This is a genomic window from Stenotrophomonas sp. NA06056 (genome assembly GCF_013364355.1).
GTDB lineage: Bacteria > Pseudomonadota > Gammaproteobacteria > Xanthomonadales > Xanthomonadaceae > Stenotrophomonas.
The window spans coordinates 1,760,207-1,786,180 of sequence record NZ_CP054931.1; the positions used below are offsets into that span (position 1 = coordinate 1,760,207).

The following is a 25,974-nucleotide window of genomic DNA, read 5'->3' on the forward strand; positions in this document are numbered from 1 at the left end:
GAGGAGAGTCACGATGCACCACCCTCGCTCCCTGCAACCTCGTTCGGCATTGGGTCGCATGCTGTTGCTGTTCCTGTTGGTCATGGTGATCCCGGCGTGCACGGCGACTTCCCGAAGCGACGCCGATGCGCAGCTGCGCGATGCCGCCAGCCGCGGCGATGTCGATGCCGTGCGCGAGGCGCTGGACGCGGGTGCCGATCTGGAGGCGCGTGATGTCCAGGGCCGTACGGCCCTGCTGCTGGCCACCCACGGCAACAACGTGGATGCGGCGCGTGAGCTGATCGAGGCTGGCGCCGACGTCAATGCCAAGGACGCGATGCAGGACAGCGCCTATCTGTACGCCGGCGCGCGCGGCCTGGATGAGATCCTGGCGCTGACGCTCGCGCACGGTGCAGACCTGCGCAGCACCAACCGCTATGGCGGTACCGCGCTCATTCCTGCTGCCGAACGCGGCCATGTCGCCACCGTGCATGCGCTGCTGCGCGCCGGCGTGGCCGTTGATCATGTCAATCGCCTGCACTGGACGGCACTGCTGGAGGCGATCCTGCTCGGCGATGGCGGCGCGCGCCACGTGCAGATCGTGCAGCTGCTGCTGGACGCCGGTGCCAACCCCGAGCTTGCCGATGGCGACGGCGTAACGCCGCTGGCACATGCCCGCCAACGCGGTTACACCAACATCGAAACATTGCTGCGCCAACACGGCGCGACGCGCTGACAACCGCCCCTTCCACCCGCACGCTGGCGTGCCCACCAGGATGCTGTCCATGTTCCGTTCCCGTCCGTTGTCCCTTGCCATCCTTCTTGTTGTTGCTCCGCTGTCGGCATCTGCGGCCGAACGCGCCGATCTGCTGATCCGCAACGCCACGGTCGTCGATGTCGAGCACGCACGCAGCGTGCCCGGTCAGAGCGTTGTCATCCGTGGCGAGGACATCGTCGCCGTCGGCCCCGATGCGCAGGTACGCAGCCAGTGGAGCACCCATCGCCAGATCGACGCCAAGGGCAAGTACCTGATTCCGGGCCTGTGGGACATGCACGTGCACTTCGGTGGTGGCCCGGCGCTGGTGGAAGAGAACAAGGCGCTGCTGCCGCTGTACATCGCCCATGGCATCACCACGATCCGTGACTGCTCCGGTGATCTTCCGCAGCAGGTGCTGCAGTGGCGCGGCGAAATCGCCAACGGCACGCTGTTCGGCCCGCGCCTGCTGACGTCGGGTGCGAAGATCGAAGGCATCAAGCCGGTCTGGAAGGGCACGATCGAGGTGGGCAGCAAGGCCGACGCGGACAAGGCGATCGAGCGCCTGCAGCACGACAAGGTCGACTTCGTGAAGATCACCGACAGCACGCTGACCCCGGAACTGTTCCTGTACTCGGCCAGCGCGGCGCGCAAGGCGGGTTTCAAGGCCTCAGGCCATATCCCGATGGCGTTGACGGTGGAGCAGGCAGTGGATGCAGGCCTGGCCTCGATCGAACATCTGGATTATGCCTTCAAGGCTGGCAGCAAGGATGAAGCACGGATCGCCGCCGACTTCGGCGCCGGGCGCATCGACCGCGCTGAAGCCAACCGCCGGCTCGATGCCAGCTTTGATCGCGAAACCGCATTGCATGCGTATCGTGATTTCGCCAAGCGCGGCGTATTCGTGACGCCCACGCTCAACGGCGGTCGTATCCTCGACTTCCTCGACCAGGACGACCATGCCAACGATCCGTATCTGGCCTATATCGGCCCGGGCCTGCGTGCGACCTATGCCTGGCGCGTGGAGCGCGCTGCAAAGGCGACGCCCGCGCAGATCGAGGCGCGCCATGCGCAGTACCACCAGGTGGCTGCGGTGCTGCCATTGCTGCAGGAAGCGGGGGTGACGATCATTGCCGGCACCGATGCGGGTTTCCTCAATTCGTTCAACTACCCGGGTATCGGCCTGCACCAGGAGTTGCAGTTGTTCGTGAAGGAAGGCCTGAGCGCACCGCAGGCGCTGTCCGCCGCGACCCGCTCCGGCCCGGCCTGGTTCGGCCAGATGCAGCGCTACGGCGGTGTCGCCACGGGCAAGGCCGCCGATCTGGTGCTGCTGACCGCCAATCCCCTGCAGGACATCGCCGCCACCGAAAAGATCGACAGCGTGATCCTGCGCGGTGATGTGTACGATCGCGCGGCGCTGGACAGGATGCTGGCCGACACCAAGGCCAAGGTCGCTGGCTGGAATGCTGCGGCGAAGTAGAACCACGCCCGCGTTGATGTGTCCGGCAGCGCCTAGCGTGGTGCCGGCCGCATGCCATGCAGCTGCGGCAGCGCGGCCTTCATGGCGTCGATGAAAGCGCGCAGGCGCAGGGGTTGCTGTCGCGCAGCAGGGAACACCAAGTGCACCGGCAGCGGTGGCGCCTGCCAGTCCGGCAGCAGCTGCACCAGCCGTCCTTCGGTCAGGTCTTTGGCCACCAGCCAGGCCGAAACCACCGCCGCACCCAGGCCAGCACGTGCGGCCTGCTGCACCACGAACAGGTTGTCGCTGAGCAGGCGTGGCGTGATCGACAGCGTGTGTGCGCGGCCTTGCGCGTCGTGCAGCAACAGACGTTCGCGGTAGTAGGTGACCAGCGAGATCCACGGCAAGGCCTGCGCCTGTTCGGGCGTGGTGATCGAACGCGCATCGGCCAGCGACGGTGCGGCCACCACGATGCGCGGTACTTCGGCCAGCGGCAAGGCGACCATGCGCGGTTCATCGACCGCGCCGACCCGCACCGCGCAGTCGATGCCTTCGGCGATGAAGTCCGGGCGGCGGTCCTCAAGGATCCACTCCAGGCTCAACTGTGGGTGCTGGGCCAGGAAATCGAGCATGGTCGGCAGCAGCTGTGCCTGGCCGAATGCATGCGGCACCATCACCCGCAGGCGCCCGCTGAGCATCTGGGTCTGGCCGTGCAGCTCGGCCTGCAGCGCTTCCCATTCGTCCACTACCCGCTGCGCATGGCGTTGGCAGCGCTGGCCGTCCTCGGTCAGCAGCAGGCCGTGGGTGGACCGTTGCAGCAGGCGCAGGCCCAGCTGCCGCTCCAGGGCTTGAAGCCGACGGCTGACGGTGGGCTGGGTGGTACCCAGTTGCAGGGCAGCCGCAGAAAGGCTGCCGCTGTCCACGATACGCAGGAAAGTGCGCAGCAGGTCCAGGCGGTCGCCGCCCGAGGCAAGATCATTCATGCGCATGGCGTATGGGAAGTATGTGGGCGAGCCTACTACAGACGTGCTGCGAATATAGGCACGCTACGCTCCACTTCTCTCCTGGATGCCCCCATGTCCACGCCCTCGCTCTCAACCATCACCGCTGCGCCCAGCGCTGCGCCCGCTCCATCGCTGGTGCTGGCCATGGCCGCTGGCGCGGGCTTCGCGGTCGCCTCGCTCTACTACAGCCAGCCGATGCTGGGCCTGATCGCCCAGGATCTGGGGGCCGGCGAGCGCGCCGTAGGCCTGGTGCCGACCCTGACCCAACTGGGCTATGCGCTGGGCATCCTGTTGCTGGCTCCACTGGGCGACCGCTTCGACCGGCGCAACCTGATCCTGCTGAAGTCGGTGCTGCTGGCGTTGGCCCTGGGTGCGGCGGCCCTGGCCGGCCAGTTGCCGGGGCTCCTTGTTGCCAGCCTGCTGGTGGGGCTGATGGCCACGCTGGCGCAGGACATCGTGCCGGCCGCTGCGGTGCTGGCGCCGGATGCACAGCGCGGGCAGGTAGTGGGCAGGGTAATGACCGGCCTGCTGCTCGGCATCCTGCTGTCGCGCGTGGTCAGCGGCGTGGTGGCCGAAACCTGGGGCTGGCGCGTGCAGTTCGGCCTGGCGGCACTCTCGGTGCTGGCGATGGGCGCGGTGATGGCACGGGCACTGCCGCACTTCGTCGCGACCAGCACGCTGCGCTACCCCGCGTTGCTGGGCTCGTTGCTGGCGCTCTGGCGCGAGCAGCCGCAGTTGCGCCGCGCCGTGGCCAGCCAGTCGCTGCTGGCGGTGGGCTTCAGTGCGTTCTGGTCGACGCTGGCGTTGATGTTGCATGCACGGCTGGGCCTGGGCAGTGCTGCCGCGGGTGCGTTCGGCATCGCCGGTGCTGCCGGCGCGTTGGCTGCGCCCGTTGCTGGCCGCTTCGCCGATCGCTTGGGCAGCCCCGCGGTAGCACGGTTGGCGATTGCGGTTGCGCTGGCAGGCTTTGCCCTGTTGCTGGCCGAGTCGTGGCTACCGTCCGCCGCGCTGCTGCCGTTGCTGGTGGTCAGCGCGTTGCTGTTCGATTTCGGTTTCCAGTCGGCGCTGGTCGCGCACCAGACCCTGGTCTACGGTCTGGTGCCGCCGGCACGCAGCCGCCTCAACGCGTTGTTGTTCACCGGCATGTTCATCGGCATGGCGGCAGGCGGTGCATTGGGCAGCCTGGCGTTGGCGCAGTGGGGGTGGCAGGGCGTGGCGTGGCTGGCGACGATCTGTGCCGGTGGCAGCCTGCTGATCCGGCTGCGTTGAAGGTGTGTTCGGCAGGGCTGCGCCCTGCACCTGCCGAAACAACGGCAACGTCAACGGCAGAAGCTGGATTCCGTGGGAGGGCGGGGCGGTGTCGGATTGCGGGGACGCCGCAAGTACGTCCTTGTAGGCTTGGCCGCGCCATCCATGGCGCGGACACCCCGCAATCCGACACCGCCCCACCTTCGACGGTTTTCCGGTGTCTGATGGACCCATCCCATGCTGGATGAATCTCCATCGAAATCGAATATTTCGACAATTGAACGAAGAGCATCCACGCATGGCGTGGATCTACGTGTCGACCAAGGTCGACACCCACCAACAGCAGGTCATGCCATCCAGACAGATTGCGGAGATCTGTCGAAGGCGGGGTGGGTCCGGTTGCGGGGGTGTCCGCGGCATGGATGCCGCGGCCAAGCCCCCAAGGACGGGTTTACGGCGTCCCCCGCAACCGGACCCACCTCGCCATCCCACGGGTAGCACGCTTCTGACGTTGACGTTGACGTTGACGTTGCCGTTGCTTCGGCCGTTGCTTCGGCGGGTGCCGGGCGCAGCCCGGCCGAACCCCCTTCACTCCTGGCCGGTGTCATCCAGGCTGATGATCCCGCGGCGCAGGGCCTGGGTGACGGCGTGGGTGCGATCGCCGACACCCAGCTTGTCCATCAGGCTCTTCATGTGCGCCTTCACCGTCTGCTCGGAAATCTGCATGCGTTCGCCGATGCGCTTGTTCGATAGACCGCTGGCTACGTGGCGCAGCACTTCGGTTTCGCGCGGCGACAGCCGGTCTTCCACGACATGCGCGGCGATGCTGGCCGCCACCTCTGCCGGTATCGGTGCGCGCCGGCCGCTGGCCACCATGCGTATGGTGTCCACCAGCTCGTGGCGAAGCGTGTCCTTCAACAGGTAGGCGCTGGCGCCAGCCTGCAGCGCACGCACCGCGCGTACATCGCCACGATAGGTCGTCAGCACGATGATGCGGGCCCGTGGATCAAGCGCGCGGATCCGCACGATCGCTTCCACGCCGTCCATGCGCGGCATCTGCAGGTCCATCAGCACTACATCCGGTTGCAGCTGTTGGTAGCGGGCGAGTGCCTCTTCGCCGTCGGCGGCCTCACCCAGCAGGCGCAGGTCTGCGTGTGTGCCCAGCAATGCCGCCAGGCCATCGCGCAGCAGGGGGTGGTCATCAACCACCAGCACGCCGATGGGAGGAAGGGGTTCAGTCATGGGTGGGTCTGCTCCAGGGCCACCGCCAGCGCGATGGAGGGCGGTGATACAGGCGACGGGCCGGTACGGACAGCGCAACTTCGGTGCCCAGGCCCGGGCGGGTCCACAACTGCAGTTCCGCGCCGAGCCGCTGTGCGCGCTCGCGCATGCCCTGCATGCCCCAATGACCGCGGCCGGCATCCTCGTCTGCAATGCCGACGCCATCATCTCGTACATGCAGCAGGAAGCAGCGGGTGCCGTAGGACAGCTCCACTTCGATGGCGCTGGCCTGGGCGTGCCGCAGCGCGTTGCGGATGGCCTCGCGTCCGATCAGGAACACTTCTTCAGCGGCATCGGTCCGCAGCGTCGGGGGGCTGCCTTCCATGGTCAGGCGCAGGGGGTTGGTGCCTTGGCCGGCGTATTCGGCGTGCACATCGGCCAGCGCCGAGGCAAGGTCGCGACCGGCAAACGATCCGTCGCGTAGTGCGTTGACCCGTTCCCGGCCTTCGGCAAGATTCCGCTCGGCCAGCTGCATCGCCGCCTCCAGCTGGGTACGCACCGGCTCAGGTGTCTGTATGGACTGGCTGATGGCGTGCAGCCGCAGGATGAGCCCCTGGCTGCCCTGCAGCAGGGTGTCGTGCAGGTCGCGGGCGATGCGTTCGCGTTCGCCGTTGCGCTCCTGCAGGCGCGCGCGGAACAGCATCGCGAGCTGGCTGCTGCGGATGCGGATGGCCAACATCAGCACGGTGAGCACCAGCACTACGCACAACAGCTTGAACCAGACGCTCTGCAGGAACGTGGGCGCGATGCGGAAGGTGCGGCTGGCTGGCGCGCGGCTCCAGATACCGTCTTCATTGGCGGCCTCCACCTCGAAACGGTAATGACCTGGGGCCAGATTGGTGTAGTACGCACGCGTACTGCCACCGGCGTCCTGCCAGCCTTCGTCCACGCCGGACAGGCGGTAGCGGTAGCGGTTGCGCTCAGGCCGCGCCAGCGACAGCGCGACATAGTCGATCTGCAACTGGGAAGTTCCGGCTGGCAAGCGCATTCCCTCCCGCAACGGGACCTGGGTGGTGCCATACAGCACGTCGCCGATGCGCACCCCCGGGGCCATGGTGTCGATGTGCGGCTGCAGAGTGTCCAGCCACGCCAGGCCCTGGTTGGTGGCCAGCCACAGCAGGCCGTCGGCGGCCAGCACGGCGGTCGGGATGGGGCCGCTCTGCAGGGCAATGCCAGGCATGCCATCGACGGCATCGAACAGGCGCGGAGCGATCGGCTGACCGTCGCGCAGCGCACTGCGAAGGGTGGCGATCTCGAGCCGCACCAAGCCGCGGCTGCCGTTGAGCCAGAGCCGCCCCTGGGCATCGGCGACCATGCCGGTAATGCCTTCGAGGATGCCGGTGGTGTTGGTGCGCACGGGCAGGAAGCGGCCGTTGCCGATGCGCGCGGCCAGCCCCGCCTCACCGGCAACAAGCAGTAGATCATCATGCTGCAGCAGCGCGGTTATCGGGCCGACCGACAGGCCCTGTGCCGCGCCGAAGGTGGTGATCGATGCACTATCCAGGCGGCGCAGCGTGCCGTCGGAATAGCCCAGCAGCAGCGCTCCATTGCCGTCGCGCGCCAGCGATGAACAGGCCTGTTCGGGCAGCCGAGTCTCGCGTCGCCAGCGGTCATGCGCATACTGCAGCACCGCCTGCTCACCGGCGCATACCCAGGCCTGGTCGTCACCGGCAAGCAGCAGGGCATGCAGGGGCTGGCCGGTGAAGGGTGCGGGCAGGGGAATGCGCGTGGTGTGGCCGCCGACCGTGCGCGCCAGGTTGATCCAGTCGAACTGCCAGACGGGAGTGGGTGCTCGTTGGGCGGCCGCCTGCAACTGCGCCGCGCTTTCGGCAAGCAGCGGGCGCTGCAGGTCGAACAGCTTCAAGTCTTCGCCATAGCCGTACACGCGGCCGTCGCTGCCGCGTACCAGGGAGCGGTAAGGATCGCTGGGGCCGACGGCAAGTGTCTGCACGCTGCGCGCGCGGAAACGGTTGAGGCCGAGATTGGTGCCGACCCACAGATTGCCTTCGCGGTCGGCGATGACCGGCACCGCCGAGGTCGCGGTGAGGCCCTGTGGGGTGTCGAAGCGTTCGATGCGCACGGCCTGCTGGCTATCGAAGGTGACGCGGGTGACGCCACCGTTAGGGCTCATCGTGGCCCACAGTGCGCCATCGGCGGTGAACTGCAGCCGCGAGGCCACCAGGTCTGGCAAGCGGCGGGCTTCACGGTCGCTGGGGGGCAGCAGCCCCTTCGCGTTGGCCAATGGCGAGGTGCCGCGGATGCGGTCGGCCAGCCATATCTCGCCCTGTGGGCTTTCCGCCAGGGTCGCCATCTGCGAGACCATGATGCCGGTGTTTTCAAAGGCGGTCTTTCCCGCTGGGCGTTTCCAGATATGCAGGTCGGCCAGCACCCAGAAGGTGCCGTGGCTGTCCTGCAGTACCCATTGCACACGACGTTGTGGCACGCCTGCATCGGCCGCCGGAACCTGCCAGCGCTGCCCGTCGAACCAGCGCAGGCCGCCATTGACGGCCGCCCACAGGCGTCCGTTGCGGTCATGCGCAAAGCGTGGGACCACGCCCACCGGTACGCCCTGCGCACGCCCGAAGCTGCGCAGTCGCTGCTCGGAGAACTGGCTGATGCCTGCCTGGAAATAGCCGATCCACAGGTCGTCGTTGTCGCTGTCGAGGCCGAGCGTGACCATGTTGGTGGAGGGGAATCGGGTGCCAGCCGGTGCCGCCTGGCGTTCGAAACGGCGACCGTCGAAGCGGTACAGGCCCGAGCCGGTTGCCAGCCACAGCATGCCCTCACGATCCTGGGCGATGTCCCAGATATCGCCGGGTGCCCCTTGACCCACCCGCCATGCAGTGTGCTGGTAACCGGGCATGCCCTCGCTGATCACCGGGTGCTGCGCAGCTCGCACGGGCAGGGCGATCAGCAACAGCAGGCACGACAGCAGCGCCGGCAGGCGACGCGGGAGAGGGAGGATGTGGCCACGCATGGCGCTCATTCTGGCAGGTGCGGGGCAGGCGCAGGTGACCCGAATGGGGTAGGCGTGATGCAGCCCGGTCGGCTATCACGCCGACATGGAAGATGGAGACCGGCGATGCAGCGCTTGTATGTGATGTTTCCCGATCGCGGCCCGGGCCTGGGATTGTTGTGGCTGAGAGTGTGCGTGGCCAGCGCGCTGTTGCTGCCAACCACTGCGCTAGGTGGGTCGTGGTGGCTGTGCCTGGCGGCAACGGGCTTGCTGCTGCCCGGCCTGTTGACACCGTTGGCGGTCGCGCTGGCGGTGCTGGGACTCTATTGGGATGGCGCGGCACTGCCATGGTCGCTGCTGCCGTTGGCGCTGTTGCTGCTGGGGCCGGGCGCCTATTCGTTGGACGCGCGACTGTTCGGCCGACGACGGTTGCGGCGGCCGCCTCCCCCGATCGGGTGAGTGTTGACCTCGACCGTTGGGGGTAGGGCGTCGGGGATTGGCGCTGCACCATGGGCCACCCCCGCTGCGGCGCCCGAACATGGCTACTGTCCTTTCGCCCGCTCAGCCGATGCCCATGCTGGCGCCCCAGCAGTCGGCCGCCCTGCAGCGTGCGCTGCGCTACATCGATGAGCACCTGTCGCAGCCGCTGCGCGTCACTGAACTGGCCGGGGTCGCCTGCGTGAGCCGTTTCCATCTGGTGCGCCTGTTCCGCAGCGGCACCGGTGCCAGCCCGCTGCGCTACGTACGTCGACGGCGCATTGAACGTGCACGACAGCTGCTGGCGACTCACGGGCAGTCGATGACCTGCCTGGCCCAGCATCTGGGCTTCTTCGACCAGAGCCATTTCGTCCGCAGTTTCCGCGCCGAGACCGGCTGCAGCCCCGGCCAGTATCTGGCCGGCGATGCGGCGCTCGCACGTCCCCTTGTTGTTTCTTCTACTGGAGTCCGCCCATGAGCCTCGCCACCGCCACCCCCGCCAAAGCACTGCTGTCACCCACCGACCACGCGCTGATCCTGATCGACTACCAGTCGCAGATGGCGTTCGCCACCCACACCATCGACATCTCCGCGCTGCGCAACAACGTGTCGCTGATCAGCAAGGGCGCGAAGGGCTTCAACGTACCGGTGCTGTTGACCACGGTGGCCGAGAAGTCGTTCTCCGGCCCGATGTTTCCGGAGCTGCCGGCGATCTTCCCGGGCCAAGCGGTGTTCGATCGCACCTCGATGAACACCTGGGAGGACCAGCCGGTGATCGAAGAGGTGAACCGTATCGGCAAGCGGCGGCTGGTGTTGGCCGGCCTGTGGACCAGCGTCTGCATCGTCGGCCCGGCGCTGTCGGCACTGGAGCAGGGGTTCGAGGTCTACGTGATCACCGATGCCTGCGGCGATGTGAGCGAAGAGGCGCATGAACGCGCGATCACCCGCATGCTGCAGGCCGGTGCAGTGCCGATCACCAGCGTGCAGTACCTGCTGGAACTGCAACGCGACTGGGCGCGTGGTGAAACCTACGACCTGACCACCGGCATCGCCCGCGACCATGCCGGCGGCTATGGCGTCGGCATCCAGTACGCCAAGACCATGTTCGGCGCGCAGGAAGGCGGGCACTGAGCGTGCGCGACGGCCATGGCCTCGACCTGGCCTTGCTGATCCTGCGGGTGGCGACGGGAGGATTCCTGCTGCCGCACGCGCTGGGAAAACTGTTCGGCTGGTTCAACGGGCCGGGCCTGGCGGGTTTTGCTGGCGAACTGCGTGGCTTCGGCCTGCCTGCGGCGGCCCCCCTGCCACTGCTGCTGGCCTTGTTGCAGGTGGCGTCCGGCACCGCGGTGATGCTGGGCTGGCAGACCCGGATCGCCGCGCTTGTCGCTGCGGCGTTCATCGCCTTCACCGCACTGCTGGCGCTCCCCAAAGGGTGGTTCTGGATGCGCGGTGGTGCCGAATATCCGCTGTTGTGGACGCTGGCCTTGCTGGCCATCGCCCTGGCCGGCCCCGGTGCATGGGCGGTGGATGGCCTGGTTCTTTCTGGAGACATCGCATGAGCAACGAACCTCAAGATGCTGGCCGCCGCAACGTGGTGCTGGCCACCGGTGCCGCGCTGGCGCTGGGCCTGGCTGGCGGCTCCGCCGCAGCCATCGAATTCCCTTCCAAGGAGCGTCGCATGAGCACGCTGGTCATCCGCAACGCACGTATCACCACCCTCGACCCGCAGCAGCCGCACGCGCAGGCACTGGCCGTGCAGGAGGGTCGCATCGTCGCCGTCGGCAGCGATGAACAGATCATGCGCGACTGGGGTAACGAAGCCACCCTGATCGATGCGCAGGGACGGCGGCTGGTGCCGGGCCTCAATGACAGTCATACGCACCTGATCCGCGGTGGCTTGAACTACAACCTGGAACTGCGCTGGGACGGTCTGCGATCACTGTCCGATGCGATGGCCATGCTGAAGGCGCAGGTGGACCGCACGCCCGCACCGCAGTGGGTGCGGGTAGTCGGTGGATTCACCGCCACCCAGTTCACCGAGAAGCGCCTGCCGAGCCTGCAGGAGCTCAACGACATCGCCCCGGACACGCCGGTGTTCCTGCTGCACCTGTACGACCGCGCGCTGCTGAACCGCGCCGCCCTGCGTGCCTGCGGCTATACCAAGGAGACGCCGGACCCGCCCGGCGGGCAGATCGTGCGCGATTCGCTGGGCAATCCCACCGGCCTGCTGCTGGCCAAGCCGAACGCACTGATCCTGTATGCGACCCTGGCCAAGGGACCGAAGTTGCCGGTCGAATACCAGGCCAATTCCACCCGCCATTTCATGCGCGAGCTGAACCGCTTGGGCATCACCTCGGTGATCGACGCCGGCGGTGGTTTCCAGAACTACCCCGAGGACTACCAGGTCATCGAGCAGCTGCACCGCGACCAGCAGTTGACCGTGCGCATCGCCTACAACCTGTTCACCCAGAACAAGGGCAGCGAGGTCAGCGATTTCCGCGGCTGGAGCGAGATGCTGCAGCCACGACAAGGTGATGACCTGCTTCGCCACAACGGTGCCGGCGAGATGTTGGTGTTCTCCGCAGCTGACTTCGAACTGTTCAACGAGCCGCGACCGGAGCTGCCGCCCGAGCTGGAGCCGGAACTGCACGATGTGGTGAAGCTGCTGGTGGAGAAGCGCTGGCCGTTCCGCATCCATGCGACCTACGACGAGAGCATCAGCCGCATCCTCGATGTCTACGAGCAGGTCAACCGTGAGGTGCCGTTCGACGGCCTGCACTGGTTCATCGACCACGCCGAGACCATCACCCCGCGCAACATCGAGCGTATCCGCGCACTGAACGGCGGCATCGCCGTGCAGCACCGCATGGCCTACCAGGGCGAGGCGTTCGTGCAGCGCTATGGCGTACAGGCTGCGCGACACACGCCACCGGTGAAGCGGATGCTGGCCGAAGGCGTACCGGTCGGCGCCGGTACCGACGCCACCCGCGTGGCCAGCTACAACCCCTGGGTGGCGCTGTCGTGGCTGGTGACTGGACGCACGGTCGGTGGCCTGGCCCTGTACGGCGATGAGAACCTGCTGGAACGCGAGCAGGCCCTGCGCCTGTGGACCCAGGGCAGCGCCTGGTTCTCCGGCGACGAAGCGGTGAAGGGCACGCTGAAGGCAGGCCAGTTGGCCGACTTCATCCTGTTGTCGGCCGACTTCTTCCGCATTGATGAGGCGCAGATCGCCGACATCACCAGCCTGTTGACCGTGGTCGGCGGGCGCATCGTGCATGGCGACGGCGACTACGCCGGGTTGGCGCCGCAGCTGCCGCCAGCGATGCCGGACTGGTCGCCGGTGAACCGGTTCGGCGGCTACCACGTCGGCGGCGCCGCCACCGGCCTGGCGGCGGCCCATCATCACCATCACGGTGCCGCCTGCAGCACCCATGGGGCGCACGGACATGCGGCCCGCCATGCCGCGCCATCCGATGACCTGACCGCGTTCTGGGGCGCGATGGGGTGTTCGTGCTTCGCGTTCTGACCCTGGCATCGCTGGCATTGCCCTCGTTGGCACTGGCCTGCGATGGCGGCGCCTGTACCACGGTTGGCGATGGCCAGTTGCAGTGGGACGCATCCCTGCGCCTGCGGGGCATGTACTACGACCCGACCCGGTTCGGCGTCGGTGGCGGCGAGGATGGCTTCGGCCTGCTGCGCGCGCTGGCCTCGGCCACCTTCGCCCGCGATGACTGGCAGGCGAAGCTGCAGCTGGGTGCGCATGCCGAGCGCGGCAAGGCTGGTGGTCCAGGTCGTACCGATCGCGGTGCGTTGGACGTACAACAGGCGTACTGGCGCTGGAATGGCGATGGGATGCACGTGCAGCTGGGTCGGCAGGAGGCGGGCTATGGCAGCTCGCGCCTGCTGTCGGTGCGCGATGGGCCGAACATCCGCCTGGCCTTCGATGGTGCACGTGTAGGTTGGCAGGGACGGCTGGGCGCGCTCGATCTGTTGGCGTTGCGTCCGGTCGAGAACCGCCCGGGTGCGTTCGATGACCGCGGTGAGCGCGGTGCCCACCTGATCGGCGTGTATGCCACGACGGCGAAGGGCGCAGGCAGCAGCCAGTGGGATCTCTATCTGCTGGACTATCGTCGCGAGGGCGCGCGCTTCGCCGCGGGCAACGGTACCGAGCGGCGGCAGACCCTGGGCGCGCGCTGGTTCGGCCAGTCCGGTGCGCTGGACTGGAATACCGAACTGGTGATGCAGGGCGGTGAACTGAGGGCCGTGACCGGCGATCTGGATATCCGCGCATGGACCCTCGCCACTGATACCGGCTGGCGCTGGGCCGGGCTGCCGCTGCAACCGCGCCTGGGCCTGAAGGCCGATATCGCCAGCGGCGATGGCGATCTGCGTGATGGTCGGCTCGGTACGTTCAACGCGTTGTTTCCCAAGTCCGCCTATTTCAGCGAGGCCAGCCTGTTGGCACCGGCCAACCTGATGGATCTGCAACCGACACTGGCGCTGCGCCTGCATGACGCGGTGACCACCGAGCTGGGTGTACAGCTGGCCTGGAAGCAGCGGCGCGCCGATGCGGTCTACACCACGCCGGCACCGTTGGCAGCGTTGCCCGGCAGTGCCGGTGGCGCACGCCGCATCGGTACCCAATACAAATCCGAAACCCGCTGGCAGGTCAGTGACCGCTGGCAATGGCAGCTTCAGCTGGCCTGGGTCGACGCGGGCCCTGCACTGAAGCAGGCCGGTGGCCAGGACACGCTGTTCGCCTCAATCGTTGGAGCATGGCAATGGTGAACGCATCCGCGTCACAACACTCCCCACAGGCCGATGGCGCCTGGTCGCCGCTGAAGATCCGCATGTTCCGTTCGATCTGGCTGGCGATCCTGGCCAGCAACATCGGCACCTGGGTCAACGACGTTGCCGCCGCATGGGTGATGGCCGAACGTACCGGCTCGGCATTGATGGTGGCGCTGGTGCAGTCGGCTACCACCGTGCCGATCGTGCTGCTGGCGCTGGCTGCGGGCACGTTGGCCGACATTGTGGACCGCCGGAAATACCTGCTGTTCACCCAGGGCTGGATGCTGCTGGTGGCAGCAGTGATGGCGGTGCTTACGGCGATGGACCTGCTGACGCCACAACTGCTGGTGCTGCTGACCTTCTGCATGGGCTGCGGCGCGGCGATGGCGATGCCGGCACAGGCCGCGATCGTCTCCGAGCTGGTGCCGCAACCGATGCTGGCGTCAGCGGTGGCACTCAATTCCATCGGCATCAACATCGCCCGTTCCATCGGCCCAGCCATCGGCGGCGTGATCGTGGCCCAGCTGGGTGCGGTATGGGCATTCGGGTTCAACGCCATCACCTTTGCGGCAATGCTGTGGGTGGTGTGGGGCTGGAAGCGTGATCCGAAGGCCTCCAGCCTGCCTCCGGAAGAGTTCGGTGCTGGCCTGAAAGCAGGCCTGCGCTACGCCAGCCGTGCCGGACGCCTGCAGGCGGTACTGATCAAGTCGGCCGGCTTCTTCTTCTTTGCCGCAGCGATGAACGCGATGCTGCCGGTGGTGGTGCGCGGACAGATGCAGGGTGGGGCAGGGCAGTACGGCGTATTGCTGGGCTGCATCGGCATCGGTGCGGTGGGCGGTGCACTGCTGCTGCCGAAGCTGCGGGCGAGGCTCGATCGTGACCTGCTGGTGCTGTTGGCTACCTTGTCGCTGGCTGCAAGCCTGGCCGGCCTGGCGCTGACCCGCAACTGGTACGTGTTGCCGCTGGTGATGCTGGTCAACGGCTTTGCCTGGATCACCGTGCTGTCTTCGTTGCAGATCGCAGCACAGACGGCGGTGCCGGCGTGGGTAAGGGCACGTGCGCTGGCCCTGTACATCATGGTGTTTTCTGCCGGCATGGCGGCGGGCGGCCTGAGCTGGGGCGCGCTGGCGCAGCGCACATCGCCGGAGTTGGCATTGCTGGTGGCCGCAGCAGGCGCGGTCATCGGCGGCCTGCTGGTGTGGCGCGTGCGCATTGCTGGCGCCGAGGATCTGAATCTGAGCCCGGCCGGCCACTGGCCAGCGCCGGAGCTGTCGGTGCCGGTCTCGAATGATCGTGGACCGGTGCTGGTAACCATCGAATATCGCATCGACGCCGCCGACCGTGCCGCATTCCAGGCGCAGATGCGAACGCTGGGGACGATCCGCCGGCGCGATGGCGCCGTGGTCTGGGGTGTGGTCGAGGATGTGGCGACCCCGGGCATCCATCTGGAGTACTTCGTCGCGGCGTCGTGGTTGGAACACCTGCGCCAGCACGAGCGCGTCACCGCCGACGACAAGGCGATCCAGGAGGCGCTGCGCGCGCTGCATCGCGGTGAGCGCGCACCGGTGGTTCGTCATTTCGTCGGTGGCCATGATCCGTTGCCGGCGGCGGCGCCGCATCACCACAGCGACATCTGAGGGTGCCGCGGGAGAGCCGGCCGCTGGCCGGCTGATTGCGGTTTCGATCGGGGTTGATCGGGTGGCCGGCCAGCGGCCGGCACTACCGCAGGAGCGGCGGCGCCGGGGCGCCGCCGCGCTACATCACTTACGTGCGAACGCCAGCAGGTCGGCGTTGAACTGATCGGCATGGGTAAGGGTGAGGCCGTGCGGTGCCCCGGCATACACCCTCAATTCGGCGTCCTTGATGATCTGCGAGGACAGCTTGGCCGAGGCGTCGAACGGCACGATCTGGTCGTCATCGCCGTGGACCACCAGGGCCGGTACGTCGATCTTCTTGAGGTCTTCGGTGTAGTCCACTTCCGAGAACTCATGGATGCAGTCGTACTGGCCCTTCACGCCGCCCAGCATGCCCTGCAGCCAGAACGAATCACGCATGCCTTCGCTGACGCTGTTGCCATCACGATTGGCGCCGAAGAACGGCATGGCCAGGTCCTTGAAGAACTGCGAACGATCGCCACCGGTGCCTTTGCGGATGCCGTCGAAGACCTCCAGCGGCGTGCCGGCCGGATTGCTGGCGGTCTTCAGCATCAACGGTGGCACCGCGCCGACCAGCACCACCTTGGCCACGCGCGCGCTGCCATGGCGGCCGATGTAGTGGGCCACTTCGCCGCCGCCGGTGGAATGGCCGACCAGGATCGCGTCCCTCACATCCAGCGCATCCAGAACTGCAGCGAGGTCGTCGGCGTAGGTGTCCATGTTGTTGCCGTCCCAGGTCTGGCTGGAGCGGCCATGGCTGCGGCGATCATGGGCGATCACCCGGTAGCCGTTCTGGCCCATGAACAGCATCTGCGGGTCCCAGGCATCGGACGACAGCGGCCAGCCATGGGCGAATACGACAGGCTGGCCGGTGCCCCAGTCCTTGTAGAAGATGCGGGCGCCATCGTTGACGGTCACGAAATTGCTCATTGCAGGTTCCTTGGCGGAAGGGAGGGAAGACGCCCGCAGGTTGGCGGGCGCCTGTGGCAGTACAGCGCACGATGCGCTGTGTGCATTGCACGGCTGTGGCGGATTGACCGGTTCGTTGCGTTGACGCGACTCGCTCTGGCGGCAGGGCCGTGCTTATGGCAACCATGGCCATCGGACGCGCAAGGGCCAACCATGAAGATGCCGAGGTGGGGAATGCTGCCTGGACTGCTGTGGGCCGCTGCCGCAGCGGCGCAGACCAACGTCTACAAGTGCACCGATGGCGAGCATCCGGTCTACCAGCAGACGCCCTGCCAGGGGCAGGCAGCGTGGCGCTGGGAAGTGCCTGCCGTGGAGTCGAAGGCACGCGGGCCGCTACCCGCAGCCCCATCACCCGCCCGCAGCGGCACCCCGCGGACGTCATGGCGTGGGCGTGCGCAAGGCGCACTGATACCGATCATCGCCGACCCACAAGGTTGCGAGCGGGCGCGCCAGCGGCAGGTGACGGCGCTGGCGAAGCCGCGCAGGCTGGACTACCTGCAGCGCAGACAGTTGGATGATGCGGTACGCGAGGCCTGCCGTTGAACACAACGAAGAACGGCACCCGAAGGTGCCGTTCTGGTCTACAGCCGGGTAAGCCTCAGCGGCCGTCGCTGGCGGCAGCCGGCGCAGCTGCTGCATCCGGCTTGGGCAGGCTCAGCTCCGGGTTGCCCTGTTCGGCCTGCAGGATCTGGATCCGGCGCTGCAATGCATCCAGCTGGCTGTTGGTGCTCTGCACGTCGGTGCTCAGGCTGACCGCTTGCTGCTGGGCCTGCTGCAGCGCTGCGCTGACCTGCGCCGACTGTGCCTGCTGCTGCTCCATTTCCTGCTGCAGGGTGCGCAGGCGTTCTTCGTTGTAGGCCACCAGGCGCTCGGTGTAGCGCTTGCCGGCTTCCAGCCGGGTGGTGTCGATGTAGACCTGCGCCAGCTGTTCGGACTGCTGCGCGAAGGTGCGGTAGACACGCTCGGCGTTGTCGACGGCATCGGTCTTGATCACCCGCCAGAAGTTCTTCTCCTGGAACAGGGCTACGTAGTAGGTCAGGGTGTTGGCGTTGAACAGCAGGCTGGCGCCGTAGTTGCCGTTGTAGGTGGTACGCAGTTCGGTGAGCTGCTGCGCATCCATCAACTGCTTGAGTTCGTCGACGGTGTTGCGTACCACCGGTGCGGCCTTGGCCGGCTCGACGGTGGCAGTGCGATCGCCACGTGCGGCCAGCGCCGACGGCGCCACCACGATCATGGCCACGGCCAGCAGTGCTGCGCCGCGCGGATACCGGGCGAAGACGGTGCCCCCTGAAGTTTCTCGCATGTCTAGACCATCCACGGATGTAGTGTGGGTTGAGTTGAAAGTGGTTCCCCGCCGCGAGTCTAGCATGGGCACGGACGCCGCCAACCCGCGCCCGCGCGGGTCAGAAGACCAGCTGCGCCGAGCTGCACTGGATCGACTGCATGCTGACATCGGTGCGGCCCAGTTCCAGCCCGAGCAGGCTGGCCAGGGTATTGGTCAGCAGGGTGCCGACGCTGTTGAGCACCGGCTTGAGCGCGGCCAGCACCGGCTTCAGCAGCGCACACAGCAGGCCGCTGCAGGTCACGTTGTTGCCCGGGGTAGTTACGCCACCGCCGTTCTGGCCATCGAGGAATCCGGCGGGTGCGGTCTGGATGTATGCCGCCAGGTTGTTGCGGATGCAGCCGTTGTAATTGGCCAGGTTGCCGATGAGGCTGTCGCAGCGGTTGATCAGCAGGCCGCCCAGCAGCGCCCCCAGCGCGCCATCCAGCACCCCCAGCCCCTGCCCGGTGACGGTCACCTTCAGTCCATCCCAGACCGAGCCGTCGCGGTGGCAGGTAACCAGGTTCAACAGGCCGCAGGCATAGGGCACGCCGTTGGTCACCGTCCAGTCGTTCAAGGGGGTGAGCTGTTGGGCAGGGTCGCCGTCACGCAGAAATGGAATGATCTTGTTGATGTCATAGCGTCCACCCGTGGGATAGGCGGCCGCCAGGTAGCGATCGGCAAGTGCCTTGGCCGTGTCGCCCGCGCTCATGCCCTTGGAGGATGGGGTCAGCATGTTCGACAGTACGCGCAGCAGTTCGTTGACCAGATCCGACACGGCGGTGCCGACGGCCAGCGGGTTGATCCAGGTTGAGCCGGTCTGGCCGGCGGCCAGGGTCAGGTTCTGCGTGCTGGTCAGCGCTGGCAGGGTGATCTTGTCGTTGATCAAGGGCTGCCCCAGCAGCTTCAACAATTGCTCGTTCTGCAGGGTCGCGTCACAGACGTTGCTCTTGGAGAAACGATCGGCCGCGTTGACCTTGCCGACACAGGCACGCAGGACCGAGGAATCGACCTGGACGGTGGCCGTAGGCGGGGCCGCGCCGCACTGGATGCTGGTCAAGGTCCCCATCGCATTGGCCACATCCACGTGTAGTGGCAGATGCAGGCGCGTACCGAGCAGGTTCAGCAACGGGCCAATCGCGAACAGGCGGTCGCTGTCGACGTCTACCATCAGCCGCACCTGCGCGTTGTACGCACGTGCACCGACACCGCCGATGGCGATCGACGGCGGTTCCACCACGCCGGCTTTGACGTCGATGCCCAGCAGGTTCAAGCCCTGTACCTGCACGCCATTGCCATCGTTGGCGATGGAGATCGCGGCGGTGACAAGATCCAGCACGTTGACCTTCGATTCCAGCGCGCTGCCGATGGTGCCGTCCGGTGCGATCACCTGCGCGAACAGGCCGCCGCCGCCGCTCTGGCTGCCCAGAAGAATGTTGAGCTGGTTGATGTCCAGCCGCGTGCCGACAAGGTTGGACAGCGCCTGCAGTTGCACGCCGACAGCGGTCTCGCGGCCAACCACCGTGGCTGTGGCATTGACCAGCTGCGCCAGCGAGACGCGGTTGATCGACAGCAGCCGGTTGAAGTCGGCCACGCTGAGGTCAGCGGTGACCGGGATGCCCAGTGCAGCCAGCAACCCCGACGGGGTGATGGTGGCCTGCGCCAGGCCATCGTAGGACAAGACGGTGGCATTGGTGACGTCCAGACCGACCAGGCGGAGGGTCGCCATCAACGGGGAATTGCCATTGGTGCGCAGCAGTTGCGAGCCCACCGCGAACACCGCAGTGGGTTCCGAGCGTTTGGCCACTGCCTGCACGCGCAGGGTGGGCAGGGTGCGGTTCTGGCCGAAGAACGGCAGAACGCCGCGTTCGGCAACGACCCGGACGGCGTTGCGAGGATTGCTGGCGTCCACGCTCGGGCTGAAGTGGTCAGCCGTTCCGCGGCTGGCATTCCAGTTGCCACACTGGATCTGCACCTGTCCGCGGAAGCGGTTCTGCGCGAGTGCGCTCTGCCGGGCAGCACTGTTGTCGGCATTGCTGGCGTTGCACAGGTCCAGCCGTTGTGCGCCTGCCAGCGCGGCCAGGTCGGCCACCTTCTGTGCATCGCGCTGGGCCCAGAACAGGAAGCCGATCTCGACCAGGCCGAGCATGGCCAGCAGCGCGATCATCACCAGCATCATGGTGACCGACATACCGCCGCGCGGGCGATTGAAGCTGATGTGGCGTGCTCGGTTCATGGCAGACCTCAGCGTCCGGATCGGGAGGATCCTGCGGACTTGGCGACGTCGGTTTCAAAGAACTGCGGTATGTCGTACTGGAAGCTCTTCAGGTAACGCGCGTAGCTGGACGTGGCCTGGTCGCCCAGGATCGGCAGGCGGGCGCCGGCCAGCTCGCCGGACGCCTGCAGGCGGAACAGGCTGCGTGTGGTATCGCCGATCTGCGAGGTGTTGGGCCGCAGTTGCTTGCCGCCGAAATCAGGCTTGGCTGCAGGGACTGGCGGAGGTGGTGGAGCCTGTTCCGGCGATACGTCCACGGTGGCCAACGGCTCGTTGTGCAGGGGGGCGGCTGTCGGCGCGGGCGCAGCACCGCCCAGCATCTGTCCGGTCAACGGCTGCTGCGGCGTCTGTGCCTGCGCAACCGCGGCGAAAGACAGGCCGGCAAGCATCGGCAGCAGGCAGCGGATCAGCGGCGTCGAGGTCATGGTGTGTTCCCGGTGGGATGGTCGGTGGTGCCGAAGCGTTCCAGCATCGAGGGCGGCAGTCGTGCTGGCTCGCGCTCGTCACGCCCCTCATGGCGAGGTTCGGACGCCAGGCGCGGGCCTGCGACGGCCGGGCAGGTGGCTACGGAAGCAATCGGTCGCGTCGCTGCCGCCGCTGCAGCACTGGCCGCTGCCTGGCGCTGCTGCAGTCGCGTGCGGATCTGCTGTGCCTGCTGTTCGACGCTGCGGCGCGTTTCCACGCTGAAGCTCGCCTGCTGGGCCAATCGTTCGACAGTGGCCGTGTCGCCACGCAGCAGCGCCCACAGGGCGAGATTGGCGGTGGCCTTGGCGTTGCCCGGCGACAGTTCCAGTGCCTTGGCCAGCGGCTCGCGTGCCTGTTCGAAGCGCCCGGCGCGCAGTCGTGCATAGCCGAGGTCGCCCAGGTAATCGGTGTTCAGGGGGTTCAGCTGGGTGGCACGTGCCAGTGCCTGCTCGCCGCCGTCGTCATCATCGCGCAGGGCAGCAATCAGACCCATGCCATGCGCGGCGGCGGCCGCCTGCGGGCCATTGCCGAGGTCGCGATACAGCGCCAGCGCCGCATCGATCTGGCCGGTCTGGCGTAGTGCATCGGCCTGCAGCAGGCGCAATGCCGGGGTGTCGCCGTAGCGCTGGCGGAAGGCATCCACGTGCGCCAGCGAGGCGTACCAGGCACCCTGCTGCTGCATGCGCTGGATCAGTTCCAGGTAAGCATTGCGGCTGTCCTGCGGGGCCGGCGTCGGCTCTGCGAGGCTCGGCGCACGCAGGTACTTCGGCGTGGTGGAGCTGCAGCCGGCGGCGGTGGCAACCAGGGCGAGCAGCAGGCAGGCAGGGCGCAGGACAGGCATGAAGGTCATCCCATTTTCGACAAGGTGGTGGCCAGCGCGACCAGCGCCGGTCCGGCCAGCACCAGCATCAGTGCAGGCAGCAGGGTCAGCATCATCACCACGGTCATCTTCACCGAGAGTTTGCCGACCTTTTCCTTCAGCGCGTTGCGACGCTGCTCGCGCAGGCGGATGCTGAACTGGCGAAGGGGTTCCTGCACGGCGCCGCCATGGGCATGCACCTGCAGGATCAACTGCACGAGGCTGGACAGGTCGTCGTCACCGTATACATCGCTCAACCGCCGCAGCGACTGCGCGCGGGTGCGTCCGTGGGTGTAGGACACGTTCGCTTCCTGGATTTCCCCGCCCAGCACCGGCAGCGCGTCGCGCAGCTTGTCGCCCAGTGTCTGCAGGCTCTGGTCCATGCTGAAGCCCACGCCCTGCAGCAGGCGCAGCAGGTCGATCAGCAACGGCAGTTCATTGTTCACCGCCCGGCGCCGCCGCTTGACCCAGGCACTGAGCCCGAACTTCGGCAGCAGCAGGCCGGCAGCGAGCGCGCCGATCACCACCATGATCCTGGACAGGCCCGTGGCATCGCTGATCGTCAGCGCAATACCCAGTACCAGCAGCGCCAGCAGCAGGCGCAGGCCGAGGTAGATGGCGGTGCCGCGGCGGGTGTTCCAACCGGCCAGGTCCAGCAGCAGTCGATCTTCACCGGCCAGCAGCGCCGCTTCCAGGCGTCCGCCGCTCAATCCACGACCGAACCGTTCCAGCCACCCCAGTGAATCCTTTCGTGCGTCGACAGCGGCGTCTTCGCTGTCGCGTGGCCGCAACGCCGTTTTCAATGTGGCCGCACTGCGCTCCTCGCGATGGCCGCGCACCCAGTTGCCGAGCCCCAGCAGGGCTACCCCTGCAGCCAGCACCAGCAGCGCTGCCACGAACCAGATGCTCGCGCTCATTGGAGGCCTCCTGCGTGGACGGCAACGTTCATAGCGATTTGGCCAGGCGGTACAGCAGGAAGGCGCCGGTCAGCTCCATGCCCAGCGCGATCAGCAGGATCTTGTGGCCGAGGGGGTCGTGCAGCACGGGCTGGAAGAACTCGGGACTGGAGATGGCCATCAACACGGCGCTGGCCGGTGGCAGCAGGCCCAGCACCCAGGCCGACATGCGGGTTTCAGAGGTGGTTGCAGCCAGCTCCTGCTGCGCCTGTTCCAGGTCACGCATGAAGTCGCCCATGCGCTGCAGGATCTGATCGGCACGTCCGCCAATGCGTATGCTTACGCCCATCACCACGGCCAGCACTTTCAGCACGTCCATGCGGTAGGGCTGTGCGGCCAGGTTGAGTGCGCGGTCCAGGTCCATGCCACCACGTGCATAGCGCACGGTAGTGTCCAGCAGGCCGCGCAGCGGCGCGTTGGTCTGCATCGAGGCGACCTGGAAGGCGGCCTGCAGGCTGTTGCCGAGTGCGGTCAGGCGCACCAGATTGTCGAGGAAGTCCGGAAGCTGGTGCAGCAGTTGCGCCTGCAGCTTGCCGGTGCGGCGCATCAGCCACAGCCAGCAGCCCAGCAGGTACAGCAGCAGGGTCAGCGGGAACATCCAGAAGGTGCCCAGGCGCAGCACCGCGAAAACGGACAGGCCGATGCCCGGCAGCAGCATCAGCAGTGGCAGCTTCCAGCCCTGTGCCAGGCCGGCCCGTTGCAGCAGCCCGTCCCAGGGCAGGGTGCGGCGACCCGGCGCAGGCAGCGGTGCCTGCCGTGCCGCATCGGCAGGTGCGCTGGCAGGGCCGGTGCCACGTGCCAGCTGCTGTTCGGCATGCTGCACGGACGCTTGACGCTGTTCGCGGTTGCTGGCCGTCCCCCACAGCCACACGGCCAGCGCCAACAGCACCGACACGATGCTCAGCACACCCAGCAGCAGGCCGGTACTCATGCTCAGAAGTCTCCGTAAAGGGATTCGCGCAACTGCTGCCGGAACGGTTCCAGCTTGTGCGAATGCGGCTGGAAGCCCAGCCCGATCCAGCGGTCGATCTCCTTGCCGCTGCCATCGATCTGCACTTCGTGGCGGAACATCTCCTGGGTGGTGATCAGGTTGTCGCTGACGCCGGTGATCTCGGTGATCGACACCAGCACGCGACGGCCGCTGCCCAGTCGCGAGATCTGCACGATGAAATCGATCGCGCTGGCGATCTGCCGGCGCAGGCTGTCTTCGCTGCCCTGGAAGCCGGCGAAGCCCGCCAGCATCTCGATGCGGTAGAGGCAGTCGCGCGGCGAATTGGCGTGGATGGTGGCCATCGATCCGTCATGGCCTGTATTCATCGCCTGCAGCATTTCCAGCACCTCGGCGCCACGCACTTCGCCGACCACGATACGATCCGGGCGCATGCGCAGGCTGTTGCGTACCAGGTCGCGGATGCTGACCGCGCCCTGGCCCTCGGCACCGCCGATGCGGCTCTCCAGGCGTACTACGTGCGGGTGGTTGAGCGAGAGCTCGGCAGTGTCTTCCACGGTGATGACGCGTTCGTTGGCCGGTACATAGCTGGCGAGCGCATTGAGCAGCGAGGTCTTGCCGGAACTTGTTCCACCAGACACAAGGATGTTGCAGCGGCCCAGCACCATCGCCTTCAGCAGCGCCTGCATCGGTGCGTCGAAGGTACCCTTGGCCAGCAGTTCGTCGGGGGTGAAGGGATCCTTGCGGAATTTGCGGATGGACACCATCGGTCCATCCACCGCCAACGGCGAAATGATCGCATTGAGGCGGCCACCGTTGGGCAGGCGTGCGTCGACCATCGGATTGGAATCATCCAGGCGGCGGCCGAGCGGGGCGATGATGCGGCGCAGGATGCGCAGCAGGTGGGTGTCGTCGGTGAACCGCTGTGGCGCGCGCTTGAGCTGCCCGCCCTGGGAGACATGCACATCCTTGAAGCCGTTGATCAGGATGTCTTCGATGCTGGGGTCATGCAGCAGGTCATCAAGCGGGCCGAACCCGGTGAGCTCCTTGACCAGGCCCTCGGCCACCACCTGCATTTCTTCCTCGTTGATGGGAATGCGCCATTCCTGGATGAAACTGACCGTCTGCACCTCCACCCAGCGGGCGATGGTGTCGGGGGCCCAGGAATCGATGTCGATGCGCTCGTCTTCGATGCTGTTGAGCAGGTGCTCGTGTGCGGCCGACAGCACCTTCTGGTACTGCTCGGTCTGCGCGAAGGGCAAGCTGCCCGGTGCATGTTCCGGCACCGAGTTGCGGGCGACAACGTGCGGGAACGGGGTCACTTTGTCTTCCATTGCGATCCACCCAGGGCAAGGGCAAGTCTTTCCCGCAGGCCGTGTGCCTGGACCGGGCAGGCGGCCGGATCCAGGCGCTGCACCAGCGGGGCGAGGGCACGCAGGTAGGGGTCGCGCGGCGCATCCTGCAGCAGCAGATGACCGTGGCTGGCGGCCGTGCGTACACGCGGGCGCTCGGGCAGTGTGGCCAGCAGCGGCAGCTCGAAGCGGCGCGCGATCTGTTCGGGGCTCATGCCACTGTTGTCATCGTGGCGGTTGATCAGCAGCTGCAGCCGCTTTTCGCGGTCACGCTGGCCGGAAAGGTGCTTCAGGGCGTGGTCCAGCGACACCAGGGTGGCGATGGAGGCGTCGGCGACCAGCCAGATTTCATCGGCCTGGTCCAGCAGCAACGGCGGCAACTGCCGCAGCGGGCAGCCGCCGGCGTCGCAGAGTACGCTGGCGAACACGCCGCGCAGGCGTTGCAGCAGCGCGCCAGGGTCCGAGGGCGGCAACGCGTCGCTGCCGCTGGCGCGGTCGAGCAGGACCAGGCCGCTGGGATGGCGTGCCATCGCCGTGCGCGCCAGCGTGGCGTCGATGCGGCTGGCGTTGCGCAATGCATCTTCGTAATGGAAGCGGCTGTCCAGGTTGAGGTACAGCGCCAGATCACCGGCTGGCTGCGCCAACTCCATCAGCAGCCCGTCCTGCACGGCCGCATCGCCCTGGGCAAGCGTGTGGGTCTGTTGTGCCAGCACCGACAGATGGGCGGCCAGGGTGCTGGTACCAACACCGGCACGCACGCCCAGCAGCACGATCAGTCGTGCCTTGTGCGCCTGCTGGGCGCTTGCGGCAGGGCGCGGTGACAGTGCGCGGCGCAGGGCGGCCTCGATGCCGGTGTTGTCACTGTCCAGGTCCAGGACATCGCGCAGTCCGGCGCGCAGTGCCATCACCACGCCTTCAACCTGGCCGGGGCTGGTGGCGCCCACCGCCACCAGGGTCAAGTCGGGCTGGGTCTGCTGCAACTGCTGCGCCAACACCGTCGATGCCGATGCGTGCTCGGGCCGGAAGTCGAGCAGTACCAGGCTCTGTGGGCCGCGCTGCAGATCCTGTGCCGAGGTCGGCTCGCCGCTGTCCTGCCAATGCAATGCCGTGGCCGGCGGCAGCTTGGCAGCCAGTCGCGGCAGCAGTTCACGGTCGATCCCGTACAGGACCAGATTCATCGGTGGTCCTTGCGGGTACAGCGGCAGGGCAGTGGCGTAGGGCATG

Annotated in this window: 23 protein-coding genes; 11 read left to right on the top strand and 12 right to left on the bottom strand. The window is 67.1% G+C overall.

What is annotated here, in order from left to right; translation table 11 throughout:
* The first annotated feature begins 13 nt into the window (after positions 1–13).
* Both HUT07_RS07825 and HUT07_RS07830 read left to right on the top strand, forming a co-directional pair.
* Positions 14–715 carry an ankyrin repeat domain-containing protein gene (locus HUT07_RS07825; RefSeq protein ID WP_176020454.1) on the top strand — a complete coding sequence of 234 codons (702 nt, stop codon included), beginning with the start codon at positions 14–16 and terminating at the stop codon, positions 713–715.
* Between the two features lie 49 nt (positions 716–764).
* A complete protein-coding gene (locus HUT07_RS07830; RefSeq protein WP_176020455.1) occupies positions 765–2,213 on the top strand; it encodes an amidohydrolase family protein in 1,449 nt (482 codons plus the stop codon).
* A gap of 32 nt (positions 2,214–2,245) precedes the next feature.
* On the opposite strand, the gene HUT07_RS07835 is transcribed toward HUT07_RS07830, so the two are convergent.
* Positions 2,246–3,175 carry a LysR family transcriptional regulator gene (locus HUT07_RS07835; RefSeq protein ID WP_176020456.1) on the bottom strand — a complete coding sequence of 310 codons (930 nt, stop codon included), beginning with the start codon at positions 3,173–3,175 and terminating at the stop codon, positions 2,246–2,248.
* 93 nt (positions 3,176–3,268) lie between these two features.
* Here HUT07_RS07835 and HUT07_RS07840 point away from each other — a divergent pair, with 93 nt between their 5' ends.
* Positions 3,269–4,465, top strand: coding sequence for an MFS transporter (locus HUT07_RS07840; RefSeq protein ID WP_176020457.1), 1,197 nt, complete (start codon positions 3,269–3,271; stop codon positions 4,463–4,465).
* 567 nt (positions 4,466–5,032) lie between these two features.
* Here HUT07_RS07840 and HUT07_RS07845 read toward each other — a convergent pair.
* Positions 5,033–5,686 (bottom strand): response regulator transcription factor, encoded by a 654-nt coding sequence (locus HUT07_RS07845; RefSeq protein ID WP_176020458.1) that lies wholly within the window; start codon positions 5,684–5,686, stop codon positions 5,033–5,035.
* On the bottom strand, positions 5,679–8,711 hold the full coding sequence (locus HUT07_RS07850) for a sensor histidine kinase (protein WP_176020459.1): 3,033 nt from the start codon (positions 8,709–8,711) through the stop codon (positions 5,679–5,681). The genes HUT07_RS07845 and HUT07_RS07850 overlap by 8 nt, the downstream gene beginning before the upstream one ends.
* Positions 8,712–8,807: 96 nt before the next feature.
* Here HUT07_RS07850 and HUT07_RS07855 point away from each other — a divergent pair, with 96 nt between their 5' ends.
* The 7 genes from HUT07_RS07855 to HUT07_RS07885 all read left to right on the top strand — a co-directional run bounded on the left by HUT07_RS07855 (position 8,808) and on the right by HUT07_RS07885 (position 15,586).
* Positions 8,808–9,140 carry a hypothetical protein gene (locus tag HUT07_RS07855; RefSeq protein WP_176020460.1) on the top strand — a complete coding sequence of 111 codons (333 nt, stop codon included), beginning with the start codon at positions 8,808–8,810 and terminating at the stop codon, positions 9,138–9,140.
* Between the two features lie 115 nt (positions 9,141–9,255).
* Complete coding sequence (locus HUT07_RS07860) at positions 9,256–9,636, top strand: AraC family transcriptional regulator (RefSeq protein ID WP_254898820.1); 381 nt, start codon at positions 9,256–9,258, stop codon at positions 9,634–9,636.
* Positions 9,633–10,289: a hydrolase gene (locus HUT07_RS07865; RefSeq protein ID WP_176020462.1), complete on the top strand. Its 657-nt coding sequence runs from the start codon at positions 9,633–9,635 to the stop codon at positions 10,287–10,289. Before HUT07_RS07860 ends, HUT07_RS07865 begins: the two co-directional genes overlap by 4 nt.
* Positions 10,290–10,291: 2 nt before the next feature.
* Positions 10,292–10,717, top strand: coding sequence for a DoxX family protein (locus HUT07_RS07870; RefSeq protein WP_176020463.1), 426 nt, complete (start codon positions 10,292–10,294; stop codon positions 10,715–10,717).
* A 119-nt stretch (positions 10,718–10,836) separates the two neighbouring features.
* The gene (locus HUT07_RS07875) at positions 10,837–12,684 is read left to right on the top strand and encodes an amidohydrolase (RefSeq protein ID WP_176022502.1); all 1,848 of its coding nucleotides are present in this window, start codon (positions 10,837–10,839) and stop codon (positions 12,682–12,684) included.
* Positions 12,663–13,946 (top strand): alginate export family protein, encoded by a 1,284-nt coding sequence (locus HUT07_RS07880; RefSeq protein ID WP_176020464.1) that lies wholly within the window; start codon positions 12,663–12,665, stop codon positions 13,944–13,946. The genes HUT07_RS07875 and HUT07_RS07880 overlap by 22 nt, the downstream gene beginning before the upstream one ends.
* A complete protein-coding gene (locus HUT07_RS07885) occupies positions 13,940–15,586 on the top strand; it encodes an MFS transporter (protein WP_176020465.1) in 1,647 nt (548 codons plus the stop codon). Before HUT07_RS07880 ends, HUT07_RS07885 begins: the two co-directional genes overlap by 7 nt.
* Before the next feature lie 123 nt (positions 15,587–15,709).
* On the opposite strand, the gene HUT07_RS07890 is transcribed toward HUT07_RS07885, so the two are convergent.
* A complete protein-coding gene (locus tag HUT07_RS07890) occupies positions 15,710–16,534 on the bottom strand; it encodes an alpha/beta hydrolase (RefSeq protein ID WP_176020466.1) in 825 nt (274 codons plus the stop codon).
* 213 nt (positions 16,535–16,747) lie between these two features.
* On the opposite strand from HUT07_RS07890, the gene HUT07_RS07895 reads away from it, so the two are divergent.
* Entirely contained in the window at positions 16,748–17,116 is a 369-nt protein-coding gene (locus HUT07_RS07895; RefSeq protein WP_254898822.1) for a hypothetical protein, read from the top strand.
* Between the two features lie 55 nt (positions 17,117–17,171).
* Here HUT07_RS07895 and HUT07_RS07900 read toward each other — a convergent pair whose 3' ends face one another.
* From HUT07_RS07900 to HUT07_RS07935, 8 genes are all read right to left on the bottom strand, one after another.
* A complete protein-coding gene (locus HUT07_RS07900; protein ID WP_088100167.1) occupies positions 17,172–17,876 on the bottom strand; it encodes a DUF2968 domain-containing protein in 705 nt (234 codons plus the stop codon).
* 100 nt (positions 17,877–17,976) lie between these two features.
* On the bottom strand, positions 17,977–20,130 hold the full coding sequence (locus HUT07_RS07905; RefSeq protein WP_176020468.1) for a TadG family pilus assembly protein: 2,154 nt from the start codon (positions 20,128–20,130) through the stop codon (positions 17,977–17,979).
* Positions 20,131–20,138: 8 nt separating this feature from the next.
* Entirely contained in the window at positions 20,139–20,594 is a 456-nt protein-coding gene (locus HUT07_RS07910) for a DUF3613 domain-containing protein (RefSeq protein ID WP_176020469.1), read from the bottom strand.
* Positions 20,591–21,475: a tetratricopeptide repeat protein gene (locus tag HUT07_RS07915; protein WP_176020470.1), complete on the bottom strand. Its 885-nt coding sequence runs from the start codon at positions 21,473–21,475 to the stop codon at positions 20,591–20,593. The genes HUT07_RS07910 and HUT07_RS07915 overlap by 4 nt, the downstream gene beginning before the upstream one ends.
* Positions 21,476–21,480: 5 nt before the next feature.
* Positions 21,481–22,410, bottom strand: coding sequence for a type II secretion system F family protein (locus HUT07_RS07920; protein WP_176020471.1), 930 nt, complete (start codon positions 22,408–22,410; stop codon positions 21,481–21,483).
* 28 nt (positions 22,411–22,438) lie between these two features.
* Complete coding sequence (locus HUT07_RS07925; protein ID WP_176020472.1) at positions 22,439–23,380, bottom strand: type II secretion system F family protein; 942 nt, start codon at positions 23,378–23,380, stop codon at positions 22,439–22,441.
* 2 nt (positions 23,381–23,382) lie between these two features.
* Entirely contained in the window at positions 23,383–24,732 is a 1,350-nt protein-coding gene (locus tag HUT07_RS07930; protein WP_176020473.1) for a CpaF family protein, read from the bottom strand.
* Positions 24,717–25,973 (bottom strand): fimbrial protein, encoded by a 1,257-nt coding sequence (locus HUT07_RS07935; RefSeq protein WP_176020474.1) that lies wholly within the window; start codon positions 25,971–25,973, stop codon positions 24,717–24,719. The genes HUT07_RS07930 and HUT07_RS07935 overlap by 16 nt, the downstream gene beginning before the upstream one ends.
* Position 25,974: the final 1 nt, after the last annotated feature.